The following is a 21,972-nucleotide window of genomic DNA, read 5'->3' on the forward strand; positions in this document are numbered from 1 at the left end:
GTTACGCCCCGATGACCTGCTGGAACTTTGCCTCGTACGCCCGTTCCTGATCGTCGGTGAGCGCCATGAAGACCTTCGTCCCGGCCAGCGTCGAGTCGTCGGGGAAGATCAGCGGGTTGGTGGCGAGCGCGGGGTCGATCCGCTCCATCTCGGCCCGCGCGCCCTCGACCGGGCAGATGTAGTTGACGTACGCGGCGAGTTGGGCGGCGACGGCGGGCTCGTAGTAGTAGTTGATCAGATCTTCGGCGTTCGCCCGGTGGGTGGCCCGGTTGGGCACCTGGAGGTTGTCGGAGAACAGCATCGCGCCGGATTCGGGGGCGACGAAGCGGATCCGCTCGTCGGTGGCGGCGAGCTGGATGACGTCGCCGGACCAGCCGATGCACGCGGCGACGTCGCCGCGGGCCAGTTCGGGGGCGTAGTCGTTGCCGGTGAACCGGCGAATCTGGCCGTCGGCGACCGCCCGCCGGAGCCGCTCCAGCGCGTCGTCGAACTGCGCCTCGGTGAAGTCGGCCGCATCGTGGCCGGCGGCCTGGAGCAGCAGGCCCATGGTGTCGCGCATCTCGGTGAGCACGGTCACCCGGCCCTTCAGGTCGGGGCGGGTGAGCAGTTCGTCGACGGTACGCACCTCGCCGGTCACGCTGCCGTTGTACGCGAGCCCGGCAAGTCCGGACTGCCACGGTACGGCCAGGTCACCGGCGGGGTCGAAGGGCCGGTCACGCAGTGAGGCGAGCAGGTTGCGCTCCACGTTGGGCAGCCGGCCCAGGTCGAGCTTCTGTACCCAGCCGAGCCGGATCAGGCGGGCGGACATCCAGTCGGTCAGCACGATCAGGTCACGGTCGATGGGCTGGCAGGCGGCGAGTTGGGCCTGCACCTTGCCGAAGAACTCGTTGTTGTCGTTGATGTCCTCGGTGTAGGTGACCTGGATACCGGTCCGGTCGACGAACGCGTCGAGGGTCGGCCGCCGGTCGGGGTCCTCGTCGTCGACGTCCAGGTACTGGATCCAGTTGGAGAAGTGCAGCGACCGCTCGGTCTCCGACCGGTCGTCGCTGGCACACTCCCCGGCCTGCCGCGCACCCGGTGTGCCGCAGCCGGCGAGCCCGCCCGCGACGGCCAGCGCGCCCACCCCGAACGCACCGCGGATGATGGAGCGGCGGGAGAGGCGGTGCGCGGACAGCAGGGCGGCGACTTCCGGCGACGGCGGAGAGGGGAAGCTGTTGTGCATGGTTGACGGCTCCTGCGGCGGTCGGATCCGGGATGGAGGATCCAGGCGGTCGTCGATGGGGGTGTCGCCGACCACTGATCTTGACATGCAATAGGGTATGTCACAAGGGATTTCGTTGCATATCTCGGTTTTTGCGACGAAATACACCTTCGATAGGTGACCGGGTGGGCACGCGCGCCCCACGGCAGACAGGGGAAACGGATGGTCGCGCGACAACTTGACGACCGCCGCACCATCGGAAGCGGCCGACGGGTCGCGGTCCGGGAGAGTGCCGCCGACGCGCCGATCGACGACGTGGCGAAGCAGATCATCGAACAGTTGCGGGAGGACGGCCGGCGCGCGTACGGCACGATCGGAAAGGCGGTCGGGCTCTCCGAGGCGGCCGTACGCCAGCGGGTGCAGCGCCTGCTCGACGCCGGGGTGATGCAGATCGTGGCGGTGACCGATCCGCAGCGGCTCGGCTTTCCCCGGCAGGCGATGGTCGGCCTGCGTACGTCCGGCGACCTGGAGACGGTGGCGGACCGACTGGCCGACCTGGACGAGATCAGTTATGTGGCGGTCACGGCGGGTTCGTTCGACCTGCTGGCCGAGGTGGTCTGCCGCGACGACGACCACCTACTGGAGATCCTGCAGCGGCTCCGTACGGCCGACGGCGTCCTGTCCACGGAAGCCTTCGTCTACCTCAAGCCGCCCCACACGCCGCGCTGATCAGGTGCGCCGCCCGACCCAGGCAGGTCCGACGGCCGTCGGGCGGGTTCGAAGCCTCAGTGGGTGGGCGGGATGACCCGGAGGTGGCCACGGCGGCCGACCTGGGGCCCCTGGGCGTCGTCGGGCTCCTCGGTGCGCTGCACCGGGCGGGCCGCCTCGCGTACCGCCTCGGCCAGCGCCACCAGGTCGTCGGTGGTCGGCGGCGGCGGCTCGAACTCGCCCTCGTGCCGCACGACGTCCCAGCCGCGTGGCGCGGTCAGGCTGCGGGCGTGTTGCTCGCACAGGTCGTAGGTGTGCGGCTCGGCGAACGCGGCAAGCGGCCCGACCACCGCCGTCGACTCGGTGTAGACATAGGTCAGCGTGGCGACGGCCTGTCGGGGGCAGCCGTTGCGGGAGCAACGCCGTGGTGACCTCACGGCGGCACGTTATCTCTCTTACCGGGTCTCCCGCTCCGGTTACCGCCGCGACACGCCGATGATCCGTAGATCACGATCTGACGACGCGCCGCCGGCAACCTCGTCCACCGTCCGGGTGGGCCGGCGCGGGGCTACCCTGGCGACGTGAACATGGGGATGGGGGGTGGTCCGGTGAACCGGCCGGACCACGACAGGGCGGACCACGGCACAGCCGGCCGGGCCGACCGGACGACAGCACACCGGGTACGGATTGCCGGCGCGGGTCACGCGCCCGGCGGGAGGGCGAGGTGACCGTCCCGCAGCACCGGCGGCCCGGCCCGGGGCGCCGCCCCCGCCGCGACCGGCACGGGCGCGGCCTGCGCGGGCGGCTCGTGCCCGCCACCGTCCCGCTGTCGCGGACCAAGGCCGAGATCTTCGACGATCTGGTGCTCGACACGGTGGAAACCCTGGAACGCCGATTCGCCAAGGAACTGGCCGGCGTGGAGTTCGCCGTCGAAGACGTGCCACCGGACCTCAACGTCTACGACTCCGACGTGCTGGAGGACGGCGAGGTGCCGCTCGCCCGACTGTTGCCGGGCCGGCCCGGCCGGCAGGAGGTGCCGCCGCGGATCGTGCTCTACCGGCGTCCGCTGGAGTTCCGCGCGATGGACCGGGAGGATCTCGCCGACCTGGTGCACGACGTGATCATCGAGCAGGTCGCCAACCTGCTCGGCGTCGACCCGGACGAACTCGCCTGAGCGCCGCCGGGTGCTGCCGGACCGGGCGGCCCCCACCGCCCGGCCGTCGGCCGTTGTGACCGCGGTCCGCCGCGCGGACCGGGTCGGGTCAGGCGACCCGACGCTTGAGCTTGCGCCGTTCACGTTCGGACAGGCCGCCCCAGATGCCGAACCGTTCGTCGTGCCCCAGCGCGAACTCCAGGCATTCGGTCTGGACCTCGCAGCGCGAGCAGATGCGCTTTGCCTCGCGGGTGGATCCGCCCTTCTCGGGGAAGAACGCCTCGGGGTCGGTCTGCGAGCACAGGGCCCGCTCCTGCCACTCCGGCGCATCTCCGAGCAGGTCGGCTACTTCTAGCCGGCCGTCCATGCATGCCTCCTTATCGCGCGCCAGCAGCGGTGCCGGCGCAACCCCCCACGCGGAAGGCGTGTCTATTGCCCCGAACGGCGGCTTTTCATGCCCTCCGTTCGAACAACCCCAACCGAAATTACACGCGTGTAATGCGTGCGTCGTCAAGCCGAACCTGATAGACGGGGTTGCTTTTTCGCCGTGTCTCCGACGGCTCGCCCGAGCCGTCTCGCTGCCCTATCGATCGAGCCCCCGGCCGGGTAACGCCCCTATCGGCGAGTCGCCCGGAGAATTCGGCGTGCCGCGTCGATTGTGGCCGTAACCAGGCAGTTCCGCACGACGAATGGCAATATCGACGTCGGGCAGGGTCGTACCGCCCGGCTCCGGCGGCCGGGCGGGTGAAAGCTGCCCGCCCCGGCCCGCCGGTACCCCCGGCCACCTGGGAGAAGTCAGCGGCTCCGGCCGTACGCCGTCGTGCGCTCACGGGCCGGCCGACCGGCCGCCTCGGCCATCGCGTGCAGTTGCGCGACCGTACGTGCCGAACCGTTGTCGGATCCCGCCATCCGGGAAATGGTCTCCTCCATGAGGGTGCCGCCGAGATCGTTGCAGCCGCCCCGGAGCATCGCGACCGTGCCCTCGTCGCCGAGTTTCACCCACGAGCACTGGATGTTGTCGATCCGGCCGTGCAGCAACAACCGGGCCATCGCGTGCACGATCCGGTTCTCCCGCCAGGTCGGGCCGGGCCGGGCGATCCCGGCCAGGTAGATCGGGGCGTTGGTGTGCACGAACGGCAGCGCCACGAATTCGGTGAACCCGCCGGTGCGGTCCTGTACCCCGGCCAGCACCCGGAAGTGCCCGAGCCACTGTCGGGGATGGTCGACGTGGCCGTACATCATGGTCGAACTGGACCGGATGCCGAGTTCGTGCGCGGTCGTCACGACCTCGACCCAGGTCGCGGCCGGAAGCTTGCCCTTGGTGAGCACCCACCGCACGTCGTCGTCGAGAATCTCCGCGGCGGTACCGGGGATCGTGTCCAGGCCGGCTTCCCGCAGCATGGTCAGCCAGTCGCGGACGGACAGTCCACCCTTGGCCGCGGCGGTGACGATCTCCATCGGCGAGAACGCGTGCACGTGCATGCCCGGCACCCGGGCCTTGACCGCACGCACGATGTCGGCGTACGCGGTGATCGGCAGTTTCGGGTCGATGCCGCCCTGCATGCAGACCTCGGTCGCACCGGCCCGCCACGCCTCCTCGGCCCGGTCGGCGACCTGGTCGACCGACAGGCGGAAGGCGTCCGCGTCGCGTTCCCGCTGCGCGAAGGCACAGAACCGGCAGCCGACGTAGCAGACGTTGGTGAAGTTGATGTTGCGGTTGACGATGTAGGTGACATCGTCACCGACGGCGTCCCGGCGTACGTCGTCGGCGATCCGGCACACCTCGTCGAGCGCCGCCCCGTCGGCACCGAACAGCGCCATCGCGGCCGCCTCGTTCGCCGGTTCGAGCAGTGCGGCCGGATCGTCGGCGGCCAGCCGCAGTCCGGCGAGCAGCTCGGCGGGGGTGCGCGCCGGGGCACCGCCCGGCGCCGGGGCCACGTGCGCGGCGACCTCGCTCCAGTCGCCGTACACGCTGTCGAAGTCGCCGCGCCGGTCGCCGGTACGGCCGGTCGTGTCGATCGTCTCGTGCAGGTCGGTGCGGCCGCCCGGCACGAACGAGTCCTCCGGCTCCTGCCACGGCCGGCCGACCGGGCGGGCCTCCTCGTCGGCCAGGCCGGTCGCCGGCTCGGCCAGCGCGTAGACGTGCGGGTTCAGGCGCGGGTCGAGCCAGGGGTCACCGCGCCGCAGGTATTCGGGGTAGATGGTCAGCCGCTCACGCAGCGTGAAACCGGCGGCGGCGCTGTGCTTGGCCAGCTCGTCGATCTGCGGCCAGGGCCGCTCCGGGTTGACGTGGTCCGGCGTCACCGGCGACACCCCGCCCCAGTCGTCGATACCGGCCCGCAGCAGCAGCTCGTACTCGCCGGCGATCAGGTTGGGCGGGGCCTGGATCCGGGCCTTCGGACCGAGCAGGACACGGGCGACCGCAACGGTGGCCGCCAGATCGTGCAGTTCGGCGTCCTGCATGCCACGCATCGCGGTGTCCGGCTTGGCGCGGAAGTTCTGCACGATGACTTCCTGAATGTGGCCGTACTCCCGGGCCGCCCGCCGGATCGCGAAGATCGACTCGACCCGCTCGGTCCGGTTCTCCCCGATGCCGATCAGGATGCCGGTGGTGAACGGCACTCCCACCCGTCCGGCGTCGTCGAGCACCCGCAGCCGGACCGCGGGTTCCTTGTCGGGCGAGCCGTAGTGCGGACCGCCGGGCTCCGACCACAGCCGGGTCGCGGTCGTCTCCAGCATCATGCCCATGCTCGGCGCCACCGGCTTGAGCCGCTGCAGCTCGGCCCACGAGAGCACCCCGGGGTTGAGGTGCGGCAGCAGGCCGGTCTCCTCCAGCACCGCGATGGCACAGGCGCGTACGTAGTCGACCGTCGAGTCGTAACCGCGCTCGTCGAGCCACTGCCGGGCCGCCGGCCAACGCTCCTCCGGCCGGTCGCCGAGCGTGAACAGGGCCTCCTTGCAGCCCTGGGCGGCGCCGTCCCGGGCGATCGCCAGCACCTCGTCACGGTCGAGGTAGGCCGCCGGCAGCCGGTGCGGCACGGTCGCGAAGGTGCAGTAGTGGCACCGGTCCCGGCACAACCGGGTCAGCGGGATGAAAACCTTCTTGGAGTACGTCACCACACCGGGCCGGCCGGCCTCGCGCAGTCCGGCGTCCCGGATTCCGGCGGCGATCGCGAGCAGGCGGTCGAGGTGCTCGCCGCGGGCGGCGAGCAGGTCGGCGGCCTCGCCCGTGTCAAGGGCCTGCCCGTCGGCGGCCCGCCGCAGCGCGCGCCGCAGGCTGGCCTCGGTCGGTCTGGGGTCGGTGCTGTCAACCACGTGTGCAGCCTAGGCCGTGCCACCTGCCGTGGTCGGTGGTAGCGGTCACACACGCCGCGAGGGCGCCCCTGCCGGAGCGCCCTCGCGGTGCCGCGTCGGCGGCGTCGGGTCAGGGCTGGTGCCGCTGGGTCGGCTCGTCGCCCATCGCGGTGGCCGGCGGCGGCGAACCGGCCGACGGCTGCTGGCTGGCCGGGTTGATCAGTTGGGTGCGCTGGCTCGGGTCGTCCTCGCCGGCGCTGATCACCTGGGTCGGTTCGGCACCGGCGTCCGGCTTGGTCAGGCTGGGTCCGGTCGGCTGCCCGGGTGCCGGGGCGGGCTGGCCACCGGCGGGCGGCGCCGAGGTCGGCGCGTACGGCGACGGTGTGGGCGTGGGTGCCGGCATGGTGTACGGCCCGGCGACGACCTGGGTCGGGTCCTCGCCCGGCGGTGCGGGCGACGGGGTGAACCCGGTCGGTCCGGCCGGTGGCGCGGACGCCGGCGGGGCGGAGGCGGGCGGCGCCGAGGCCGGCGCGGGCGGGGCGGAAGCGGGCGCGAACCCGCCCGTCTGCGCACCGGTCTGGTCCTGCGGCGCCCACTGCTGGCCGTACGCCCCCGGCGGGTAGGCAGCCGGCTGCTGCCCGGTCGGCTGGCCGTAGCCCGGCTGCGGGTGGTAGCCGGGCTGCGCCGGATAGCCCGGCTGGGCGGGGTAGCCGGGCTGCTGGCCCGACGGGTAGCCGGGCTGCTGGCCGTACTGCTGCGGGTAGCCGCCCTGCTGCGGGTAGCCGGGCTGGCCGTACATGCCGGGCTGCGGCTTGGGCCGGGCCACGTAGAACAGGTGCTGCCACACCTTGAACACCAGCAGTGCGGCCACCGCGAGCAGCGCCAGGAAGGCGAAGCGGACCAGCAGGCCGGTCAGCACGTCCCGGAACCGGCCGTCGATGAACCCGCCGGCCAGGAAGGCGAACAGGGTGACGACGCCGAACAGCGCCGAGACGGCGTACTCGGCGAGGGCGCCGATCGTGATCAGCTTGGCCCGGCCGGTGACCGGCTCGAAGTGGGTCACCAGCAGCACGGCCAGCACCGGCAGGACGATCTGCGGCAGTCCGACGAAGTCGAAGAACGTGCTGCCGGCCCGGGTGGCGAAGCCGCTGCTGGTGGAGTAGGGCACCACCAGGTTGATCAGGCCGACGAAGAGCAGGACGGCGTTCGCGCCGAGAAGCACCAGGGCGACGAGTTCGCGCAGGGGCTTGGTTATCTGGCTGGCCGGCGCCTTTTCGGCGGGCGCGGGCTCGGGTTGGCTGCTCAAGGGCTCCCCTGATGCGGTGACGGAAGACTGCGCACGTGAGCCTAGTCGCACAACCCACGCGGTGAACGGGCACGCGGGTGAGCGAGGATGGGCTGCATGCACATCGTGGTACTCGCCGGAGGCATCGGCGGCGCCCGTTTCCTGACCGGCGTACGCGCCCACGCCAGGATGACCGGCGCCGATGTCACCGCCATCGTCAACGTCGCCGACGACGTCGTGCTGCACGGCCTGCGGATCTCGCCCGACCTCGACAGCGTCATGTACACCCTCGGCGGCGGCGCCGACCCCGAGCGGGGTTGGGGCCGGGCCGGAGAAACCTGGGCGATCAAGGGCGAGCTGGCGGCGTACGGGGCGGAGCCGACCTGGTTCGGGCTGGGTGACAAGGACGTGGCCACCCATCTGGTCCGGACCACGATGCTCAACGCCGGATATCCACTGTCGGCGGTGACCGAGGCGCTGTGCGCCCGCTGGCAGCCCGGCGTACGGCTGCTGCCGGCCACCGACGACCGGCTGGAGACGCACGTGGTCGTCGCCGACGACGCCGGCCAGCGGGCGATCCACTTCCAGGAGTGGTGGGTCCGCTACCGCGGCGAGATCCCGACCCGGCGCTTCGTCTTCGTCGGCGCCGACGTGGCGAAGCCGGCGGCCGGGGTGCTCGACGCACTGTCCACGGCGGACGTGGTGCTGCTGGCGCCGAGCAACCCGGTGGTGAGCATCGCGCCGATCCTCGCGGTGTCGGCGCTGCGCGAGGCACTCGCCGGCGGCACCGCCCCGGTGGTCGGGGTCTCCCCCGTCATCGGTGGCGCGCCGGTGCGCGGCATGGCCGACCGCTGTCTGGCGGTGACGGGGGTCGAGTGCACCGCGGCCGGGGTCGGTGGTCTGCTCGGCGCGCGGAGCGCGGGCGGCGTGCTCGACGGCTGGCTGGTCGACAGCACCGACGCCGGCACCGAGGTGCCCGGGGTGACGGTCGGCGCCGCGCCGCTGTGGATGACGGACGAGGCGGCGACCGCCGCGATGGTACGGGCCGCGTTGGAGCTGGTATGAAACTCGAGATCCTGCCGGTGCTCGGCCTCGGCGACATCACCCCCGGAGACGATCTCGCGGCGCTGATCGCCCGGGCCGCCCCGTGGCTGCGCGACGGTGACGTACTGGTCGTCACCAGCAAGATCATCTCGAAGGCCGAGGGGCGGCTGGTCGACGTACCGGTCGACGGGCCGGAGCGTGAGACGGCGCGCGAGGAGGTGCTGACCGCCGAGACCGCCCGGGTCGTGGCCCGGCGTGGGCCGACCCGGATCGTGCAGACCCACCACGGCTTCGTGATGGCCGCCGCCGGCATCGACGCATCCAATGTGGACCCGTCCCGGCTCGTGCTGCTGCCGAAGGACCCCGACGCCTCCGCCCGGTCGCTGCGGGCCGCGCTGCGGGAACGACACGACGTCGACGTCGCCGTCGTCGTCTCCGACACGATGGGCCGGCCGTGGCGCAACGGGTTGACCGACGTGGCCCTCGGGGCGGCCGGCATCGGCCCGATCCACGACCACCGGGGCGAGACCGACCCGTACGGCAACGAGCTGCAACTGACCCAGATGGCCGTGGTCGACGAGCTGGCCGGTGCCGGCGAACTCGTCAAGGGCAAGTGCGACCAGGTACCGGTCGCCGTCGTGCGCGGCTACCTGCGTACCCCTGGGGCGGCCGACGGCCCGGGCGCCGCCGCCCTGGTCCGCGACGCCGAACTCGACCTGTTCTCGCTCGGTACGGCCGAGGCCCGCGCGGCGGGCCTGCGCGCCGCCGGGACCCTCACGGACGACCTTCCGTCGGCGGTCCCGGACGGCGCCGCCGCGGGGCCGGTCGACCGCGCGGCGGTGGACCGGGCGGTCGCGGTGGTCGCCGGGGTGGTGACGCCCGGCACCGAGTTCCGGGTCGCGGCGGCGACCGCCGAGATCACGGCCATCGCCGGGTGGCCGGCGTCGGCGGGCACCGTGGTGACCTGTCACCTGCCCGGCACGCCGGACGGGGCGGCGTTGGTCCGGCTCGGCGCCGACCTGCACCGGCTCCGCGCGGCACTCGCCGCCGAGGGGGTCGCGTCGACCCTGCTCGTTCCGCCGGCCCCGACCGGCGCCGGTGGTCACGCCCTGCTCGCCCTGTGACCGTGGTCGGCGACGGTTGAAGATCGCCGTGATCAGGGCCGCGCACCTCGACCCGCCGACGACACCCGCGACGCGGTCCCTGATCACGCGGATCTTTCAGTGGCCGCTCAGCATGGCCCGACCCAGCGGGGTGAGGGTGTGCAGCACGGTGTTGCGGTCCCGGTGACTGACCAGCAGACCAGCGTCGCGCAGGACAGTCGCGTGCTGGCTCGCGGCAGCCGGTGAGATGCCCAGCCGGCGGGCCAGCTCGCCGGTCGAGCAACCGTCGTGCACCGCCGCCAGCACCGCCGCCCGGGTCTGCCCCAGCAGGGCGCCCAACGCCCCCCGTCCGCCGCCCGGCCGGGCCTGGACCGCACCGCCGTCGCCGGAACCCGGCAGGATCCCGCCGAGCCGGTCGACCGGATAGACCAGGACCGGCGGCAGTTCGGGGTCGAGCAGCCCCACCGGGGTACGGGCACAGAAGAACGACGGCACCAGCAACAGTCCCCTCCCGTTGAGGTGCAGGTCGCGGTCGGCGGGATAGTCGGGCACCTCCAGCACCCGGCCGTCCCAGCGCATCACCGGCCGGTAGCTGGCCAGCAGCCCCTCCGCACCGCCGTCGAGCAGGGCCCGCGCCCGGCGGGTGCGGTCGGCCTCGACGGCGGCCTGGAGCCGCGCCCGGTACGGCGTGATCGCGAGGCCGTCGTACCGTCGCATGGCGGCGGTCAGGTGGTGCAGGGCGTCGCTGTCGCCGCCGGCGACGCCGGCCGCGCCGGACGGCAGTTCGCTGTCGGCGGCGAGCCGGCTCAGATCCCGGTCGAGCTGGCCGACCGGGGTCGAGCGGATCGCGTCGAGACCGGCCTCGAGACCGTCCACGCTGGCGTACGGCGTGAGGAAGTCGGGGAAGTAACCGCGGGTCGGATTGAGCGCGAAGAGCATCTGGAACGTGCCCCGTGCCTCCTGGCGCAGGGCTCGGGCGACCTCGCCGCGCCAACCGGCGACGATCGGGTCGCGGGTCCGGGTCTGGAACAGATGGACGCTGAGGATCAGCTCCCAGAGCGGGTCGGCGGCGGGCGCGACCCGGGTCCGGGCGATGTCGTCGCCGGAGAAGTGGATCCGCAGCACGGGCACGCTCCCACCGATGCCCGACCTCGGGGGCGGCCGGCACCGGATGGCACTCTACCGACCGTCGATGACCTGCGTCTTTCGGCTCAGACTGAAAGACCTCGACGGTCCGGTGGCCGGGCCGTCATGCTCTTGATCTGGGCCGGGGAGGGTGCGAGCCGCCCGGACGTCCACCACGAGGGTCCGCAGCCCTTGTTCTGCGGAGGTGGCGTCCGGGCGCACGTCCATGTCTGCACTCGATGACCCCGGCCCATGCCGTGCCCCGACTCCTTTCGATCGGGGCCGGCGGCCGGGTCAGACGTACTTCTCGTCGCCACGCTGCTTGAGCGTGTCGACGAGCTTCTTCACGTCCTGGGCCCGCTCCCGCGGGCAGATCATGAGGGCGTCGGGGGTGTCGACGACGACCAGGTCACGTACGCCCAACGCCGCCACGAGGCGGCCGGACTGCGGCACGACGACGAGCCCTTCGGTGTCGTGCAGCAGCACGACCGGCTTCGTTTCGGCCGACTCGCCGGTGACGACCACGTTGCCGGCCTGGTCGCCGGGAAGAACGTCGCCGAGGGTGTGGAAGTCGCCGACGTCGTTCCAGCCGAAGTCGCCCGGTACGGTGCCGACCCGGCCGGCCGCGGCGGCGCCCTCCATGACGGCGTAGTCGACCGAGATCTTCGGCAGGGTCGGCCACACCTCGTGGAGCACCTCGTCGCGCTCACGGCTGTCCCACGCCCGCGCGATGCGGGTCAGGCCGGCGTGCAGTTCGGGCTGCTGGCGGGCGAGTTCGGCGAGGAAGACGTCGGTACGCCAGACGAACATGCTCGCGTTCCACAGGTGGTGGCCGGACCGCAGGTAGGTCTCGGCGACGGCCGCGGGTGGCTTCTCCTTGAACTCCTCGACCCGGTGCACCGGGCCGTCGCCGACCGGCTCGCCGAACTGCAGGTAGCCGTAGCCGGTCTCGGGCCGCGTCGGCTTGATGCCGATGGTCATCAGCAGGCCCTGCTGCGCGCCGACGATCGCCCGGCGCACCGTCTCGACCCAGCGCTGCGGATCGCCGATCAGGTGGTCGGCGGCGAACGAGCCCATCAGGGCGGCCGGTTCACGCTCGGCGATGATGGCGGCCGCCAGCGCGATCGCCGCGCAGGAGTCACGCGGCGTCGGCTCGACGAGGATGTTCTCCTCCGGAACCTCGACCAGTTGCCGGGCGACGGCGGCCACGTGCGCGGCACCGGTGACCACGATGGTGTGATCGGGGGTGGTCAGCGGACCGAGCCGTTCGACGGTCGCCTGTAGCAGCGACGACGGCGTGCCGGTCAGCGGGTGGAGAAACTTGGGATGACCGGCACGGGACAGCGGCCAGAGGCGGGTGCCGCTGCCGCCCGCCGGGATCACGGCGAAGAACATCAGGACATCATGCCGAACGGCTACCTTTCTCACGCATACCGGGTTCACCCTGCGTGATGGTGTGTCGTCCGGTGGTCTGGCGTCCCCTCGCGACGGTACGGGTCAGTCAGGGCGTCCCCGGGACGCCCGGCTCCAGGCGGCGACGTGCACCTCGGCACTCGACTGCCAGGTGAACTCCTTGGCCCGGTCGAAGCCGGCCTTGGCCAGGGTCAGCCGGCGCGACTCGTCGTCCAGCAGCGCCGCCAGGTCGATCCCGATCTGGTCCGGATCCTCGCTGGTGTATGCGACGGCATCGCCACCGACCTCGGGCAGCGAGAGCCGCGGCGTGGTCAGCACCGGCGCGCCACAGGCCATCGCCTCCAGGATCGGCAGACCGAATCCCTCCCCGTAGGACGGGTAGGCGGCGACGAGCGCACCACCGAGGAAGCCCGGCAGATCGGCGTAGCGCAGGTAGCCCGGACGCAGCAGGCGCAGATGACCGGGTACGTCGGCGGCGGCCCGGTCGATGTCGTCATCGTGGCCCTGGCCACCGGCGACGACGAGGGCGGGCGGGTTGGGCAGGTCGTGTACGGCCCGTACCCAGCCCCGGATCAGGTTGGGCACGTTCTTCCGGGGCTCCTTGGCGCCGAGGAACGCGACGTAGCCCGAGCCGCCCAGCCCGAGCCGGGCCCGGACCCGCGCCTTCTCCTCCTCGGTCGGAGCGTGGAACGCGGCGTGGTCGACGCCGTGGTAGGCGACGTCGATCCGGGTCGGGTCGGCGTCGAGCAGCCGGATCAGTTCGTCGCGGGTCGCCTTGCTCGGCACGATCACCCGGTCGGCACGACGCAGCGAGGTCTTGATCGCGCTGCGGAAGAAGGTCCTTCGCGATTTGTCGTAGTGCTCGGGCTCGGTGAAGAAGGTCGCGTCGTGCACCGTCACCGTGACCGGACAACCCGCCCGCAGTGGACAGGTGTAGAAGGGCGAGTGCAGCACGTCGGCGCCGACCTGCTGGGCGAGCAGCGGCAGCCCGGTCTGCTCCCAGGCCAGCCGCGCGGGTCGGTGCGCGACGGCCGCCGGCGCGGCGATCACCTCGGCCGTTGGCAGCATCCGGCGGTAGCGCTCGTGGTCGGTGCGCAGGCTCACCACGGCCAGTTCGACCGCCGGTCCGCCCGCCTCGCCGAGGGCGCCGAGCAGCCCGTCCACGTATCTCCCGACGCCGCCGCGGTCGGCGGGGACGCTGGTGGCGTCGACTAGAACGCGGGGCGGGCGACCGGCGGTCACTGGGCAACTCCTCGACTGTGCGATGGCGGTATAGGGCGATTTGCCGCTTCTGCTGAACTTGAGTTGATACGGCTTCGCCGAGGTGCCGAACCGTGTGGCATACGACACTCGCGCACCAGCCTACGCCGCGCCCGCGCGGCCCCGGCGACGGCAACGCGATCGAGGAGGGCCTTTCCCAACCTGTTAACTTGCGGGCCACCACGGGCCGTACCGTCATCGGCGGGGACACGATGGGTGCGGTGCCGCCAACGGGGGCACCACGATGGGTATCGTCGCCTCCGATGAACGACGACATTGCCGGCCGGTTCGCCGCGACCGTCGCGACCGACCCGACCCGGCCGCTGCTGACCTGGTACGACGACGCGACCGGAGACCGCACCGAACTGTCCGGCGCGACGCTGTCCAACTGGGTGGCCAAGACCGCCAACCTGCTCGTCGACTCGGCCGGACTCGGGCCGGGCGACACCGCCGCGGCGCTGCTCCCGCCCCACTGGCAGACCGCCGCGGTACTGCTCGGCTGTTGGTCGGCGGGGTTGTCGGTGACGTTCGACGGACCAGCACCGGTCGACGTGCTCTTCGCCGCCGCGGACCGGGTCGACGAGGCGGCCGGCTGGCCGTCGGGCGACCGCTACGCGCTGTCGCTGGCCCCGATGGCGCTGCCACTGCGCGAGGTGCCGGCCGGTTGGGTCGACTACGTGATCGAGGTCCGGGCGCACGGCGACCACTTCACGCCGTACCCGGGAGGTGCCGGGCAGGGCGCGGATCTGGCGGCGCGCGCGGCGGCCCGGGCGACGGAGCTGGGCCTGTCGGCCGGCGACCGGGTGCTCGTCGACGCCGTCCGGCACCCCGATCCGCTGGACTGGCTGCTCGCCCCGCTGGTGGTAGGCGCCAGCACGGTCCTGTGCGGCCGGCTCGACCCGGCCCGGTTGCCCGGCCGGGTCGACACCGAACGGATCACGGTCACCCTGGCCTGACCGGGCACCGGCTCACAGGTCGGCCGGCACGACCTCGCGCAGTGCTCCGTCCGGACCGCAGACGAAGAAGCCGGCGCGGTCGCCGAGCCACGGGCGACCCGACACCTCCTCGGCGCTGAGCACCTTGTCCTGGAGGTCCAGGATCACGTACGCGGAGCCGCCCGGACCGGCGTCGCGCCAGCCGGGCTCGTAGAGACGGTCGACGAGCTGGTCCCGCCGGCGCGGGCAGAGCACGCCGTCGGCCACCCACTCGCCGGGCACCCGGTACCAGAAGGTCCGGGTGACCCGCGCGTGCGGGCTGAAGCAGTGGTGGCCACCGACACGCGTGCCGAGCGTGTCGGTGATGGTCAGCCGCAGGTAGGAGCCCACGAAGATGAGACGCCGCGGTTCTCCCGGCTCGTTGCCACACGACCGGTTGGTCTCCGTCGGCCGATGGGTCAGCCGGCGCTCCGCTCCTTGGCGAACCGTTCGAAGGCGGTCAACGACTCCGGGTTGGCCAGGGCGCCCTTCGCCGCCGCCGACTCGACCGGAGTACCGGTGAGGATCTTCTTCACCGGTACCTCGAGCTTCTTCGCCGAGAGGGTGCGCGGCACCGCACCCACCTGGTAGATCTCGTCCGGCACGTGCCGCGGCGACAGCGCGGTACGCAGCTCGCGGCAGATCCGGCGACGCAGGTCGTCGTCCAGTTCGTGACCGCCGCGCAGCACCACGAACAGCAGCAGCTCCCCCGCCCCGCCCTCGTCGTCCTCGAGGTGCACGACCACCGAGTCGACGACCTCGTCGAGGCCCTCCACCACCGAATAGAACTCGGCGGTGCCCAGCCGTACGCCACCGCGGTTCAGGGTCGCGTCGGAACGGCCGGTGATGACGCAGGTGCCCCGGTCGCTGACGGTGATCCAGTCGCCGTGCCGCCACACGCCCGGATAGACGTCGAAGTACGCCTCCCGGTAGCGCCGGCCGTCGGTGTCGCCCCAGAACCCGACCGGCATGCTCGGCATCGGCGCGGTGATCACCAACTCGCCCAGCTCGCCGACGACCGGCGTGCCGTCGGCCGACCGGGCCTCCACCTTCGCGCCCAGGCACCGGCAGGCGATCTCACCGGCGTGCACCGGCAGCAGCGCGACCCCGCCGACGAAGCCGGTGCACACGTCGGTGCCGCCGGACAGCGACTGGAGCTGCAGGTCGGGGCTGACCGCCTCGTAGACCCAGCGGAACCCTTCGGCCGGCAGCGGCGCCCCGGTCGAGCCGAGACCGCGCAGCGCGCTCAGATCGGCGACCTCGGACGGCACCAGACCGGCCTTACGGCAGGCCAGCAGGAACGGCGCCGAGGTGCCGAAGTAGGTGGTGCCGGTCTCCTCGGCCAGCCGCCACAGCGCGTCCAGGCCGGGATGCGCCGGGTTGCCGTCGAACAGCACGATGGCGGCTCCCACCGCGGGGGCGCTGACCAGGAAGTTCCACATCATCCAGCCGGTGGTGGAGAACCAGAGGAACCGGTCCGCCGGGCCGAGGTCGTGGTGCAGGGCGAGCATCTTCAGGTGCTCGAGCAGGATGCCGCCGTGCCCGTGCACGATCGGCTTGGGCAGCCCGGTGGTGCCCGACGAATACAGCACGTAGAGCGGGTGGTCGAACGGCACCGGCTCGAACACGAGCGGCTCGTCGGTGTCGGCGGTCAGCTCCGCCCAGGTGAGCGCGGTGTCGGCGGTCGCGGCCGGATCCAGGTAGTTCAGCAGCACCGTGTGTTCGACCGAACCGAGAGCGGCCCGGATCGCGGCGACCTCGGCCCGCCGGTCGATCGCCTTGTCGCCGTACCGGTAGCCGTCGACGGCGACCAGCACCGTCGGCTCGATCTGCTGCCAGCGGTCGGTGACGCTGCGGGTGCCGAACTCCGGCGCGCACGAGGAGAAGATCGCGCCCAGGCTGGTGGTGGCGAGCATCAGCACGAAGGTCTCCGGGATGTTCGGCGCGTACGCCGCCACCCGGTCACCGGGACCGACTCCCAGCCGGCGCAGCCCGGCCCGGGCGCGCCGGACCTGTTCGCGCAGTTGCGCGACGGTCAGGGTGACCGGCGCCCTGGTCTGGCTGTGCGCCACGACCACCGGGTCGTCGTCGGCCAGTCCGGGCATGCGCAGCACGTGTTGGGCGTAGTTGAGGGTGGCGTCGGGGAACCAGCGGGTGCCGGGCATCGCGGTGCCCTCGACCGTTGCGGTCGGCGGGGTGTGCGTGACCACCTCGAAGTAGTCCCAGATCGACCGCCAGAAGCCGTCGAGGTCGGTGACCGACCAGCGCCACAACGCGTCGTAGTCGGCGAAGACCAGGCCACGTTCGGCCTCGAGCCACCGCAGGTAGTCACCGATGCGGGTGTGTTCACGCACATCGGCCCGCGGCGTCCAGAGGATCTCACCCTGCACCGTCGCCCTCCTCCCCGGCCGGCACGGCGGTGTGCCGACCCGTGCCGACATCCTGCCCTACCCCGGACGGTCATTGTCCGGCCACCGGACGGGTGACGGCGCGTGGGTGACCCACACAGTCGACCGCCGACCATGTGGGCGGCGACCATGGGTCAGGGGTCGCGGCGGCGGTCCACGCCGGCCGCCGCCGGACGCGGGGCACGGTCCCGTGGCTGCCAACCCTGATCGGGCACGGTCCGCGCGACGGCCGGCCGGCCGGACACGGTGACCATCGGCCGCTCGCCCGTGCCCGGCCCGACCGCCGCGGCCGTGCGTCCCGGGTTCGGGTCGGCCGGCGGGGTGCGGACCGGCGCGGCCGCCGCGCCCCCGGGTCCGGCGCCGGCCTCCGCGGCGGCGGCCGACCCGGTGCCGGCCGCCGCCCGCAGATCGACGAAGGACTTCTTGAGCAGCCGGCGCAGCAGCGGCATCAGGGGGCGTTCGACGAAGCGGTGCACCAGCCACGCGACGACCAGGGTGCCGACCGTCACGGCCCCGAGCAGGAGCCACGGGTCGACACTGTCCCGCCACGCGACGATCGGCATCAGGCCGAGCTTGTGGGTCAGATACAGCGGGTACGTCAGCGCGCCCGCGAACGTCAGCCAGCGCCACCGGACGGTGGGCAGCCAGCCGAGCCCGATCGCCGCCACCAGCAGGAAGAACGCCGTGATCAGAGCGGCCACCACCGGCCACGACAGCTCCCGGCCGGCGAAGCCGCCCATCGCGGTGATCTGCTCGGTGATGTCGTACTGCGCCCGCAGCAGTGACACCCCGACGATGCCCCACAGCAACAGGTTCTGCCCGAACCGGGTCATCAGATAGATGGCGACGCCGCCGATGAAGTAGCTGGAGTAGCGGGGGTTGAGGAAGAGGTTGACGACCGGGTTGTCGGCGTACAGGGCGAAGACCGAGGCGACCGTCCACAGCAGACAGAACGTCACCACCCGGCGGTAGGTCACACCGCGCCACACGACGAGCGCGAAGAGCAGGTAGAAGCAGAGCTCGATCCAGAGCGTCCAGTAGACGCTGTCCACCCGCGGTGCCCGTACGGCGTCCTGGAGCATGGTGAGGTTGAGCAGTGCGGCGCGGATGGTCGGCACCGGTTCGGGCGACTCGAACAGCCGCAGCGCCACCGTGGTAACGATCACCGCCAGCCAGTACGCCGGGTAGAGCCGACTGGCCCGGGAGACGAAGAAGTCGCCGAGCGACCTGCCCCAGGCGCTCATGCAGATGACGAAGCCGCTGATCACGAAGAACAGCTCGACGCCCAACCAGCCGTACGAGGCGATCAGATGCAGCACCGGGAAGAGGGCATCCGGGGCCTCTCCCCAGGCGTCGCGGCCGGTCGCCACGAAGTGGAAGAGGACGACCATGAGGGCAGCAACGAACCGCAGGCCGTCCAGGCTGGCTAGACGACCCTTTTGTCCATCATTGGCGAGGTACGTTGGGGGAGGACTGACCACCTGGCGACCCTAGCCGATCAGCATATGTCCGTACTCTTCAGGTTATTTACACTAGTCGATCGTGCGTAATTCCGCCCTTCGACGACTGCGTCACCAGGGCATGGACTGGCACGCGACGGATACGGTGCGTGAATGCGACATATCCTGAGCCTGCTCGCCGGGGCGGTTGCCGCGCCCCTGGCCTGGGTGCTCGTCGCGCTCGGGCAGGGTGCTTCCAGCCGTACCGTCTCGGCATGGTTCGAGACCGACCGGTTCGACGGCGCCGACCTCGTCCAACCGGCGGTCTACCTGGGCGCCGGCGGAATCGTCCTCGGTCTGGTCGCCACGCTGCGGATCTCGCCGCTCGGGCCACTCCTCGCCGGACTGCTACTGCTCATCCCGTACGCGGCGCTGTTCGTCGACCCGTTCGCGGTCCGCGACGCCGTACCCGCCGGCTGGCGGCTCTTCGGCGACCCGGTCGACCTGCGCCAGCCGCTCCAGAACGGCACACTCCTCTTCCTCGGCGGCCTGCTCGTGATGGCGACGTTCAGCGCGAAGCGGTGGCGACGCTGGCCGCAACCGGTGCTGCTGCCGCCGCCGGCCAACTACCCGCCGCAACCCGCGTACGGCGCGCGGAGCCAGGACGAGCCGACCCTCGACTGGCCCACCGGCCCGCCCGACACCGACTCCCGCCCGCCGACCCTCGGCTACCCGTACGACCCGCCGCCACCTCCCCCGGCACACCACCCGGGCCCGCCGTAGGGGCAGGCTCGAGAGCCCGATCACCCGGCCCGTCGAGGGCCGCGCGGATGATCAACCGGCTTGCCCGACCGGGGTACGGTGCGGCGTGGCGGCAACCCCGGAGGAGGTCGGATGCGCCACATCGGATCGCTGGCCCTGGCCCTGTTCGTCGCACCCGTCGCCTGGGTGCTGACCGGGATCGGGCTGACCGCGTACGCCGGGGCCGGGCCGGACACCGGGCCGACCCGGACCCTGGTCCTCGGCCTCCTCGCCCCGCTCGGCGCCGGTGCGCTGCTCGCGCTGCTGGTGCTCCCCCGGATCTCCCCGATCGGTCCGGTCGTGGCCGGGCTCCTGCTGCTCGGGATGACCGCGTGGGCCACCGTCGACCTCGGGTCGCTACGGCGCGCGCTGCCCCACGACCTCTTCGGCCTCGACCTCGGCCTGCCGCTCCCGGCCGGCGGCATCGCGGCGGTGCTGGCCGTACCGTTGATCGCCACCGGGCTCAGCCCACGCCGCTGGCGTGGCTCCGAGCGGATGCCGGCACCCGCTCCGGGGTCGGGTGGCGGTGTCGCCGCGGGCGGCACCCCGCCGCCACCCGTGCCGTACACCCCGTCGGCGCACCCGGCGCCCGCCGACGGTTCCGCCACCGTTCACCTTCCGCCGGGCCCTGCCGCCGCCGGGGCACCCGGATCCGCAGCGCGGTCCGGCCCGACCGCCGGGTTCGGGCCACCGAGCGCCGGGTTCGCGGCACCGAACGCCGGGTTCGTGCCGTCGGCCGGGTTCGCACCGTCCGTCGCACCGGCGGCCGACCGGCCGGCCACGGCACCGGCCCCGGCGGCGCCGAGCGGCGTGCCGCCACTGCGCCCGGCCGGCCGGGAACCGGACACCGACGAGACCACCCGGCTGTCGCCACCGGCTCCCAGGCCGGCCCCGCTGACCGGGCCGGTGCTCACGCCGGCCTTCGCCGGGCCGGACCACCCGACGTCTGACCTGCGGACACCGGCGCAGCCGGACTTCGATGCCACCACGGTGCTGCGCCCCGCGCCGCCCGAGCCGGACACCGCGACGGTGGCCGTGCCGGCGTACCCGCCATCGGCCCTCGACGACGGCGAGGCCACCACCGTCCTCCGGCCGCCGGCGGACGAGGAACCCACGGCCGCCACGCCCGGCCCCGGCCGGGCGACGACGGACGAGGCGACCCGGCGGATCGACGAGGCGACCCACCGGATCGGCGGAGCGACCGGGCCGGCCGACGAGGCGACGGAACAGATCGATGAAGTGACCGCGCGGCTGCAGGGCACGCCGCCGCCACCGGCCGCGTACCCGCCGCCCGGCCACTCGACACCGACGGCCGCACCCGTCGATCCGGACGCCACCCGGCGCCTCTGACGGAACGGATCGCGCCCCGGTCAGCCCTGCAGCAGCTGCCTCGCCATCACGATCCGCTGCACCTGGTTGGTGCCCTCGTAGATCTGGGTGATCTTCGCGTCGCGCATCATGCGCTCGAGCGGATAGTCCCGGGTGTAGCCGTATCCGCCGAGCAGTTGCACGGCGTCGGTGGTGATCTCCATGGCGGCGTCGGAGGCGAAGCACTTCGCGGCCGCGCCGAAGTACGTCAGGTCGTCGTCGCCGCGCTCGGAGCGGCCGGCGGCGGCGTACGTGAGCTGGCGGGCCGCCTCGAGCTTCATGCCCATGTCCGCGAGCATGAACTGGATGCCCTGGAAGTCGGCGACCGGCCGGCCGAACTGGCGGCGCTCCTTGACGTAGCCCTTCGCGTAGTCGAGCGCGCCCTGGGCGATTCCGACCGCCTGTGCGGCGATGGTGACCCGGGTGTGGTCGAGGGTGCGCATGGCGGTCGCGAAGCCGGTGCCGGGTTCACCGATCATTCGGTCGGCGGGGATGCGTACGTTGTCGAGGTAGACCTCGCGGGTGGGCGAGCCCTTGATCCCCAACTTCTTCTCCGGCGCGCCGAAACTGACCCCCGGGTCGGACTTCTCCACGACGAAGGCCGAGATGCCCCGGGACCGGGCAGTGGGATCGGTCACCGCGAATACGGTGTAGTAGTCGGAAACCCCGGCGTTGGTGATCCACCGCTTGACGCCGTTGAGAATGTAGTGGTCTCCGTCACGTTCGGCCCGGGTCGACATCGCGGCGGCGTCGCTGCCCGCGTCCGGCTCCGAAAGGCAGTACGAGAACATCGCCTCGCCGCTGGCGACCGGCGACAGATAGCGCCGCTTGAGATCCTCGGAGCCGGCGATCAGCAACGGCATCGTGCCGAGCTTGTTGACCGCGGGGATCAGCGACGACGACGCGCAGGCGCGGGCCACCTCCTCGATCACGATGGCCGTGGCCAGCGCGTCCGCCCCGGCCCCGCCGTACTCGACCGGGATGTGGGGGGCATGGAAGTCGGCGGCGCGCAGGGCGTCGTACGAAGCGGTGGGGAACTCGCCGGTCTCGTCGGCGTGCGTGGCGTTCGGGGCGACCTTCGCGTCGCAGACCGCCCGGACGGCCGCCCGGATGTCAGAGTGCTCCTCCGGAATCTGGTACGCGTCGAACGACCGCTCTGTCGTCATTCTGGCCCTCCCCTTGGCGCCCGCGGAACGTATCTGTAGCGTCCTGCTCACGTGTGGGTGCCACGCGCATGTGAGGATACCGACCATGCTCACGGCAACCCCTACCGCCGCGTAGGCTGAGCCACTATGGTCGCCTGCGCCACCCGGCGGCCGACGCCGGTTCACGCGGGTCCCGAGGCCGGATCGCGCGGACGCGACAGCCATTGAGACATACAACACAAGATGTCCGA

At 72.4% G+C, this 21,972-nt stretch carries 19 protein-coding genes; 7 read left to right on the plus strand and 12 right to left on the minus strand.

Features of this window, described 5'->3' with window-relative positions:
- Window position 1 precedes the first annotated feature (1 nt).
- Window positions 2-1,222: a polyamine ABC transporter substrate-binding protein gene (locus Prubr_RS06710; protein ID WP_246568399.1), complete on the minus strand. Its 1,221-nt coding sequence runs from the start codon at window positions 1,220-1,222 to the stop codon at window positions 2-4.
- A gap of 201 nt (window positions 1,223-1,423) precedes the next feature.
- On the opposite strand from Prubr_RS06710, the gene Prubr_RS06715 reads away from it, so the two are divergent.
- A complete protein-coding gene (locus tag Prubr_RS06715; protein WP_212822617.1) occupies window positions 1,424-1,930 on the plus strand; it encodes an Lrp/AsnC family transcriptional regulator in 507 nt (168 codons plus the stop codon).
- Between the two features lie 56 nt (window positions 1,931-1,986).
- Here Prubr_RS06715 and Prubr_RS06720 read toward each other — a convergent pair whose 3' ends face one another.
- A complete protein-coding gene (locus tag Prubr_RS06720; RefSeq protein WP_212822619.1) occupies window positions 1,987-2,346 on the minus strand; it encodes a DUF3499 domain-containing protein in 360 nt (119 codons plus the stop codon).
- 287 nt (window positions 2,347-2,633) lie between these two features.
- Here Prubr_RS06720 and Prubr_RS06725 point away from each other — a divergent pair, with 287 nt between their 5' ends.
- Window positions 2,634-3,083, plus strand: a complete 450-nt coding sequence (locus Prubr_RS06725) for a metallopeptidase family protein (RefSeq protein ID WP_212822627.1) — start codon at window positions 2,634-2,636, stop codon at window positions 3,081-3,083.
- An 88-nt stretch (window positions 3,084-3,171) separates the two neighbouring features.
- Here the strand turns inward: Prubr_RS06725 and Prubr_RS06730 are convergent, their stop codons facing one another.
- From Prubr_RS06730 to Prubr_RS06740, 3 genes are all read right to left on the minus strand, one after another.
- A complete protein-coding gene (locus Prubr_RS06730; RefSeq protein WP_212822629.1) occupies window positions 3,172-3,429 on the minus strand; it encodes a WhiB family transcriptional regulator in 258 nt (85 codons plus the stop codon).
- 428 nt (window positions 3,430-3,857) lie between these two features.
- The gene (locus tag Prubr_RS06735; protein ID WP_212822631.1) at window positions 3,858-6,377 is read right to left on the minus strand and encodes a bifunctional FO biosynthesis protein CofGH; all 2,520 of its coding nucleotides are present in this window, start codon (window positions 6,375-6,377) and stop codon (window positions 3,858-3,860) included.
- 109 nt (window positions 6,378-6,486) lie between these two features.
- Window positions 6,487-7,662: a hypothetical protein gene (locus Prubr_RS06740; RefSeq protein WP_212822632.1), complete on the minus strand. Its 1,176-nt coding sequence runs from the start codon at window positions 7,660-7,662 to the stop codon at window positions 6,487-6,489.
- Window positions 7,663-7,758: 96 nt separating this feature from the next.
- Between Prubr_RS06740 and cofD the strand changes: the two genes are divergently transcribed.
- Both cofD and Prubr_RS06750 read left to right on the plus strand, forming a co-directional pair.
- Complete coding sequence (cofD, locus tag Prubr_RS06745; protein WP_212822633.1) at window positions 7,759-8,706, plus strand: 2-phospho-L-lactate transferase; 948 nt, start codon at window positions 7,759-7,761, stop codon at window positions 8,704-8,706.
- Entirely contained in the window at window positions 8,703-9,809 is a 1,107-nt protein-coding gene (locus Prubr_RS06750; protein ID WP_212822634.1) for a coenzyme F420-0:L-glutamate ligase, read from the plus strand. Before cofD ends, Prubr_RS06750 begins: the two co-directional genes overlap by 4 nt.
- 96 nt (window positions 9,810-9,905) lie before the next feature.
- Here Prubr_RS06750 and Prubr_RS06755 read toward each other — a convergent pair whose 3' ends face one another.
- The 3 genes from Prubr_RS06755 to Prubr_RS06765 all read right to left on the minus strand — a co-directional run bounded on the left by Prubr_RS06755 (window position 9,906) and on the right by Prubr_RS06765 (window position 13,568).
- A complete protein-coding gene (locus Prubr_RS06755) occupies window positions 9,906-10,919 on the minus strand; it encodes an ArsR/SmtB family transcription factor (protein ID WP_246568401.1) in 1,014 nt (337 codons plus the stop codon).
- 288 nt (window positions 10,920-11,207) lie between these two features.
- Window positions 11,208-12,308: a mannose-1-phosphate guanylyltransferase gene (locus Prubr_RS06760; RefSeq protein WP_212822635.1), complete on the minus strand. Its 1,101-nt coding sequence runs from the start codon at window positions 12,306-12,308 to the stop codon at window positions 11,208-11,210.
- A 102-nt stretch (window positions 12,309-12,410) separates the two neighbouring features.
- Window positions 12,411-13,568, minus strand: coding sequence for a glycosyltransferase family 4 protein (locus Prubr_RS06765; RefSeq protein WP_212822637.1), 1,158 nt, complete (start codon window positions 13,566-13,568; stop codon window positions 12,411-12,413).
- A gap of 281 nt (window positions 13,569-13,849) precedes the next feature.
- On the opposite strand from Prubr_RS06765, the gene Prubr_RS06770 reads away from it, so the two are divergent.
- Entirely contained in the window at window positions 13,850-14,542 is a 693-nt protein-coding gene (locus Prubr_RS06770) for a TIGR03089 family protein (RefSeq protein ID WP_212822639.1), read from the plus strand.
- Between the two features lie 12 nt (window positions 14,543-14,554).
- Here the strand turns inward: Prubr_RS06770 and Prubr_RS06775 are convergent, their stop codons facing one another.
- The 3 genes from Prubr_RS06775 to Prubr_RS06785 form a co-directional block, all read right to left on the minus strand.
- Window positions 14,555-14,911, minus strand: a complete 357-nt coding sequence (locus tag Prubr_RS06775) for a hypothetical protein (RefSeq protein WP_212822641.1) — start codon at window positions 14,909-14,911, stop codon at window positions 14,555-14,557.
- Window positions 14,912-14,979: 68 nt separating this feature from the next.
- Window positions 14,980-16,950 (minus strand): acetoacetate--CoA ligase, encoded by a 1,971-nt coding sequence (locus Prubr_RS06780; RefSeq protein WP_246568403.1) that lies wholly within the window; start codon window positions 16,948-16,950, stop codon window positions 14,980-14,982.
- A 152-nt stretch (window positions 16,951-17,102) separates the two neighbouring features.
- Window positions 17,103-18,449, minus strand: a complete 1,347-nt coding sequence (locus tag Prubr_RS06785; protein WP_281425883.1) for an acyltransferase family protein — start codon at window positions 18,447-18,449, stop codon at window positions 17,103-17,105.
- Window positions 18,450-18,581: 132 nt separating this feature from the next.
- Here Prubr_RS06785 and Prubr_RS06790 point away from each other — a divergent pair, with 132 nt between their 5' ends.
- Together Prubr_RS06790 and Prubr_RS06795 are read left to right on the plus strand one after the other, a co-directional pair.
- Window positions 18,582-19,190: a hypothetical protein gene (locus Prubr_RS06790; protein WP_212822647.1), complete on the plus strand. Its 609-nt coding sequence runs from the start codon at window positions 18,582-18,584 to the stop codon at window positions 19,188-19,190.
- 111 nt (window positions 19,191-19,301) lie between these two features.
- Complete coding sequence (locus tag Prubr_RS06795) at window positions 19,302-20,558, plus strand: hypothetical protein (RefSeq protein ID WP_212822649.1); 1,257 nt, start codon at window positions 19,302-19,304, stop codon at window positions 20,556-20,558.
- Window positions 20,559-20,578: 20 nt separating this feature from the next.
- Here the strand turns inward: Prubr_RS06795 and Prubr_RS06800 are convergent, their stop codons facing one another.
- Window positions 20,579-21,742, minus strand: coding sequence for an acyl-CoA dehydrogenase family protein (locus tag Prubr_RS06800; RefSeq protein WP_212822651.1), 1,164 nt, complete (start codon window positions 21,740-21,742; stop codon window positions 20,579-20,581).
- Window positions 21,743-21,972: the final 230 nt, after the last annotated feature.

The sequence above is a fragment of the Polymorphospora rubra genome, from assembly GCF_018324255.1.
Lineage (GTDB): Bacteria > Actinomycetota > Actinomycetes > Mycobacteriales > Micromonosporaceae > Polymorphospora > Polymorphospora rubra.

Coding starts and splice junctions, on each gene's coding strand:
- Prubr_RS06710 (WP_246568399.1), bottom strand. CDS start 1,222: ATGCACAACAGCTTCCCCTCTCCGCCGTCGCCGGAAGTCGCCGCCCTG.
- Prubr_RS06715 (WP_212822617.1), top strand. CDS start 1,424: ATGGTCGCGCGACAACTTGACGACCGCCGCACCATCGGAAGCGGCCGA.
- Prubr_RS06730 (WP_212822629.1), bottom strand. CDS start 3,429: ATGGACGGCCGGCTAGAAGTAGCCGACCTGCTCGGAGATGCGCCGGAG.
- cofD (WP_212822633.1), top strand. CDS start 7,759: ATGCACATCGTGGTACTCGCCGGAGGCATCGGCGGCGCCCGTTTCCTG.
- Prubr_RS06750 (WP_212822634.1), top strand. CDS start 8,703: ATGAAACTCGAGATCCTGCCGGTGCTCGGCCTCGGCGACATCACCCCC.
- Prubr_RS06760 (WP_212822635.1), bottom strand. CDS start 12,308: ATGTTCTTCGCCGTGATCCCGGCGGGCGGCAGCGGCACCCGCCTCTGG.
- Prubr_RS06770 (WP_212822639.1), top strand. CDS start 13,850: ATGAACGACGACATTGCCGGCCGGTTCGCCGCGACCGTCGCGACCGAC.
- Prubr_RS06790 (WP_212822647.1), top strand. CDS start 18,582: ATGCGACATATCCTGAGCCTGCTCGCCGGGGCGGTTGCCGCGCCCCTG.
- Prubr_RS06795 (WP_212822649.1), top strand. CDS start 19,302: ATGCGCCACATCGGATCGCTGGCCCTGGCCCTGTTCGTCGCACCCGTC.
- Prubr_RS06800 (WP_212822651.1), bottom strand. CDS start 21,742: ATGACGACAGAGCGGTCGTTCGACGCGTACCAGATTCCGGAGGAGCAC.